This window comes from Sulfitobacter sp. R86518 (assembly GCF_042466275.1).
Taxonomy (GTDB): Bacteria; Pseudomonadota; Alphaproteobacteria; order Rhodobacterales; family Rhodobacteraceae; genus Sulfitobacter; species Sulfitobacter pontiacus.
Genome location: NZ_JAXHCA010000008.1, coordinates 1 through 5262, shown reverse-complemented (window position 1 = coordinate 5262; position 5262 = coordinate 1). Strand labels below are relative to the sequence as shown.

3 protein-coding genes are annotated in these 5262 nt (G+C 64.4%); all 3 read left to right on the top strand.

What is annotated here, in order from left to right; genetic code table 11:
* Positions 1-46: 46 nt before the first annotated feature.
* Complete coding sequence (locus tag SJY36_RS17525) at positions 47-4309, top strand: strawberry notch-like NTP hydrolase domain-containing protein (protein WP_386176754.1); 4263 nt, start codon at positions 47-49, stop codon at positions 4307-4309.
* 121 nt (positions 4310-4430) lie between these two features.
* Positions 4431-4817 carry a DUF6878 family protein gene (locus tag SJY36_RS17520; protein WP_386176684.1) on the top strand — a complete coding sequence of 129 codons (387 nt, stop codon included), beginning with the start codon at positions 4431-4433 and terminating at the stop codon, positions 4815-4817.
* Position 4818: 1 nt separating this feature from the next.
* The coding region (locus SJY36_RS17515) for a DUF6915 family protein (RefSeq protein ID WP_386176753.1) at positions 4819-5262 on the top strand (444 nt) is incomplete at its 3' end.

The window sequence follows — 5262 nt, the reverse complement described above, 5'->3', positions numbered from 1 at the left end:
CTTTTTGTCCTTTGGAACTCAGACCCTGATCCAAAGGAAAATCCCCATGTCCAAACCCAGAACGGCCAACCCGGCTCTCGCAATCTCCGAAGCCGATCTCGCCTCTGCCCTCGCGCAAATCGGCACGGAGGTCGATGACCAGCCCCTGCGCAGTTCAGCGCTCGCGCGTATCATGCGCGAGACGTTTCATGGCAGTGATGCCGGGGGCGCCTGGGACTGGCGCATAGCCTATGACATGATGCAGGCTGCGGCCATCCAGGTGCTGCTGGGTGGGGACGGCGCGGCAGGTGACATCGCCGCTGCAAAGCTGCTTGCCTCACGGCTTCTCACGGAAACGCGCCGGTCAGAGCAGCAGATCCGGCTGCAGCAGTTTTCCACGCCGCTGCCATTTGCGGCGCTGGTCTTGCGGGCTGCGGCGATCCGCAAGGGCGAGACCGTGCTGGAGCCCTCGGCTGGCACCGGTGCCCTGGCTGCTTTCGCCGCCCGGGCCGGTGCCATGCTTGTAATCAATGAAATCGACCCCTCTCGCCAGCGCCTCCTGCGCGCGGTTTTCGGCGGCGAGGTCACAGGCCATGACGGCGAGCATATCGACGATCTGCTGCAGTCGCCGGTTCTACCCGACGTCGTGGTGATGAATCCGCCCTTCGCCTCCTCGGTCGATCGGTCGCGGGACAAGCACATCGCCGCCAAACATCTCATCGCGGCTTCAAAGCGTCTCGCGCCCGGTGGGCGGCTGGTGGCGATCATGCCGCCGGGGTTCACGCCCGAACGCGATGCCGCGCATTGGTCCCGCGCCTGCGGTCTCCTGACGCCACGCTTCGCGCTGACGATGCCGGGGCAGGTCTACCGCAAGCTCGGCACCTCTGTCGAAACCCAGCTGATGGTCTTCGACAAGGTGCAGGAGGATGGGGAGATGATCCGCGCTATTGTGTGCGATCTGGATGAGGCCCTTCCTTTTGTCGACTCCGTGGCCGCGACCCGGACCAAGATGCGCCACGTACAACAGGCGGCAGCGGTTACTACTGCGCGACCGACCGTTGCACCCTCTGCCCCGCGCAAGACCGCCGCTGCGCCTGTTGCCGCCTCCAAACCCCGGGCCAATGCCGTCCGTCCGCTCAGCTTCACAAGCTTTGAGACCCCTCGCGACAACACGCCGGTCTCGGACATCTATGCGCGTTACCGGCCGCAGCGGATCGCGATTGCGGGTGCGCAGGAACATCCCACGCCGCTCGTTGAAAGCATCGCCATGGCCTCGGTTGCCCCGCCCATGCCCTCAAACACGGGCAGTGATGACTTGCGCCTGCCCGCCCGGTTGATCGAGGAGGGACATCTCTCCGAGGCGCAGCTGGAAACCATCATCATGGCGCATGACGCCCATGGGCGCGACCTGCCGGGTCGGTTCGCGATCGATGACGACCAGACCAAGCTGACGCGCGCCGATGATGACCCGGATGCACGAGCCTATCGCCTTGGCTATTTCCTCGGCGACGGCACCGGTTGCGGCAAGGGCCGCGAATGCGCGGGGCTCATTCTCGTGAACTGGCTGGCCGGACGCAGAAAGGCGATCTGGGTCTCTAAGTCCGCCGCGCTCATCGAGGACGCGATCCGCGACTGGACCGATCTCGGCGGCTCGCCCGCCGACATCCAGCCGCTCTCCAAATGGAAACCGGACCAGCCCGTCCCGATGGGCGACGGTATCCTCTTCGTCACCTACGCCACGCTGCGGTCCGCGGGCAAATGCGGCACCACGCGACTGAGCCAGATCCTGGACTGGATGGGCGAAGACTTTGAAGGCGTGCTGGCCTTTGATGAGGCCCATGCCATGCAGAATGCGGCGGGGTCCGAGCAGGGCAGGGGGGCCAAACCCTCCCAGCAGGGCCTTGCAGGCCTGCGGCTGCAACTGGCAGCACCCCGCGCTCGCGTCTTCTACATTTCGGCCACGGGCGCCACGAGCGTGCACAACCTGGCCTATGCCGCGCGTCTCGGTCTCTGGGGGCAGGGGCAGGAATACCCCTTCCCGAGCCGCGAGAGTTTCGTGTCGGCGATGGAAGCCGGTGGCGTTGCTGCCATGGAGGTGGTCGCGCGCGATCTCAAGACGCTCGGGCTCTACACGGCGCGTGCCCTCAGCTTTGATGGCGTGGAATATGATGTGCTGGAACATGCGCTGACCCCGGCCCAGATCGAGATCTACGACGCATACGCGACTTCGTTTCGGACGATCCACCACAATCTCGAAGCCGCGCTGACGGCGACCGGCGTCAACGACGCCTCGGGAGAGACTAATGCCTCGGCCGCACGCGCCTCGGCCAAGTCCCGCTTCGAGAGCACGAAACAGCGCTTCTTCAACCATCTCCTGATGGGCATGAAAGCCCCGACCATCATCCGCGCGATCAAGGACGATCTGGCGGCGGGCAAGGCTTGCGTCATCCAGGTTGTCTCTACAGGCGAAAGCCTGTTGAAGCGTCGGCTTGAGACGATGGACCCCGAGGATGAACTCGTCGAGGGTGCTTTGACGCCGCGCGACTATGTCTTGGGCTATCTCGAACAGGCCTTCCCGATCCATGCGCAAAAGCTCGTGGAGATCGACGGCAACATGGTGGCTGAACCCTTGCGCGACGCCAATGGCGCGCTGGTTGTCTCCCGCGAAGCGCTTGCCCTGCGCGATGCGGCCATGATGGAGTTGATGACGCTGGCCCCGATCCCTTCGGCGCTGGATCAGATCCTCTGGGCCTTTGGCGACGATGCCGTGGCCGAAGTGACCGGAAGGTCGATCCGACCTCTGAAGGCGGACGATGGCCACCTCTTCATCGAGAAGCGCGCCGCCAGCAGCAATTCCTCCGAAACCCAAGCCTTCATGGACGGCGAGAAGGATATCCTTATCTTCTCCGATGCAGGCGGTACGGGCCGGTCCTATCACGCGGCGCAAACGGCGAAGAACCAGAAACGGCGGCGGCACTATCTTCTGGAGCCCGGCTGGCGCGCGGATGCGGCCATCCAGGGGCTCGGGCGCACGCATCGCTCGGCTCAGGTCAGCGCGCCCTTCTTCCGGGTCTGCACCTCGGATGTGCATGGCGAAAAGCGTTTCACCTCGACTATAGCCAAGCGCCTCGACCAGCTGGGGGCCTTGACCAAGGGTCAGCGCGAGACCGGCTCGCAGGGCATGTTCCGCGAGGAGGACAATCTCGAAAGCCCGATCGCACGGGCGGCGCTGCGTGGGTATTTCGCCGATCTTGCCGCCGGGCGCGCCGAGGCGATGAGCTACGAGAGCTTCACCGACTGGACGGCCCTGCGGCTGATCGACAAGGACGGGGTGCTCCTTGAGGAGCTTCCCCCGATCCAGCGGTTTCTCAACCGGGTTCTGGCCCTGCCCATCCACATGCAGAACGCGCTCTTTGCCGAGTTCATGCGCCGGATTGCCGATCAGACGGAACGGGCGCGCGCGGCGGGCACGCTCGATCTCGGCGTGGAAACCCTACGCGGCGAAAAGATCGAGCAGGTCTCCACAGAGGATCTCTGGACCTGCCCGAAATCTGGCGCCGTGACGCGGATCATCGGGCTCGAGGTGACGGACCCGGTCCATGTCCTGGGCGCTGAAGAGGCCATATCGCGCAATCCGGACAAGCTGCCGATGGTCAATCGCGCCTCCGGCCGCGCGGCGCTCATCTCGGCGCGCCCTATGCAGATGTATGACGAGGACATTGTCACGCTGATGCGCAAGGCGGTGCGGCCCAACGGGTCGAGCTATCTGGAGGAGACGCGGTTCGGGTCCTCGGCCTGGGAGAACATCGGTAAGCCCGAGTTTGCAAGGCTTTGGGATGCCGAGGCTGCCTCCTTGCCCAAGACCACCACGACCAAGCTCTACCTGTTGACAGGGCTGCTGTTGCCGATCTGGAAGGACATTCCGACCACCAATGAGCGCATCTACCGGGTCACGCCCGACGGGGCGACCGCCATGATCGGGCGCACGCTGAGCGAAGAAGGGGCGGCCGCGCTGCGCGCCCGCTTCCTCGTCTCCAATCCGCAAACGCCGCAGGAGTTGTTGACCGCCGCCCTCGGCACCACGGCGCCGGTCGATCTGGGCCGGGGTCTGACGCTGACCCGCCGCCGTGTCGCAGGCGAGATGCGCCTTGAGTTGGGCGGCGCCGACAAGGGCATGATCGACGGCCTCAAGGCCCTCGGCTGCTTCACCGAGATCATCGCTTTCCAGTTGCGGGTGTTCCTGCCGCATGGGGAAGGTGTCGACACGGGAAGCATTCTGGCCCGGATCGTGGGGCAGGAAGCCGCCATGACGTCAGAACAAGCCGCCTGAAAAGTCAAAGCGGGCTTCCGGTCGGGCGTCGCGGATCTGGATTTCACCGGTCTGCGTTTTCGGGGCGCGCGCAGACCAATGCCATGCCCGGTCCCCCAATTTCAGATAAGAGGACAGACCCATGACCAATCCCCAGATCGATTATGCCGCAATGGCGGCTCAGTGGCGTGCAGAGCGCGAAACCACCTTGAAGGCATCCCGAACGGAGCTGCTCGCGCAACTACGTGCGCTTGGCATCAGCGAGGTCACTGCCGAATACGAAGGCTATGGCGACTCCGGCAATGTCGAGGATGTGACGGTGCAGCCTGCAGAGGTCCAACTGCCGGAGCCGCTTGCCACAGAGGTTGGCAACTTCGCCTGGTCGCTCGCCTATCACCATCACCCGGGGTTCGAGAACAATGAGGGCGGCTATGGCACGCTGACCTGGGACATCGCCGCCGACAGCATCACCCTTGATCACGCGGACCGCTATGTCGAATGCTCGCACAGCTATGACGAGGGGCTGTGAGATGGCCCATCCGCTTCATCATGCTGAAAGCTCTGCCCGGAAATTCGGCGGGGTGCCGTCTGACTATCAGGCTGTGCACGATTGGTTTGACGCCTCGAAAGAGCACCTCGCGCTCTTCACGCACCGAGCCATGCGCCATCATGCCCAAGGCCTGTTTGAAGCCGAACGTGTCTTCGGCCTGACCCTGACCAATAGCGCAGGTCGGGACATTCCCGTGCGCTGGATCGGCGAGCAGCATATCCGTGAAGACTGCCAGGGCCGCATTCCGAGCATGGCGGACTGGCTGCGACGGATACAGCCTGAGCCATGGATGGCCAATGGCCACATCGACCGGCATGTCGGCTCCGAGCCCTGCGGCGACCCAAGGGTTGCCTGGGCCTCCAAGGTCGCCGCCGGAAGAACGGTTCTTGGCCTGAAGGATTGGATGGCGGCGCGCGCGACGCAA

Excerpts from the sequence above, each read along its gene's own strand:
- SJY36_RS17520 (WP_386176684.1), top strand. The coding sequence starts at position 4,431 with ATGACCAATCCCCAGATCGATTATGCCGCAATGGCGGCTCAGTGGCGT.
- SJY36_RS17525 (WP_386176754.1), top strand. The coding sequence starts at position 47 with ATGTCCAAACCCAGAACGGCCAACCCGGCTCTCGCAATCTCCGAAGCC.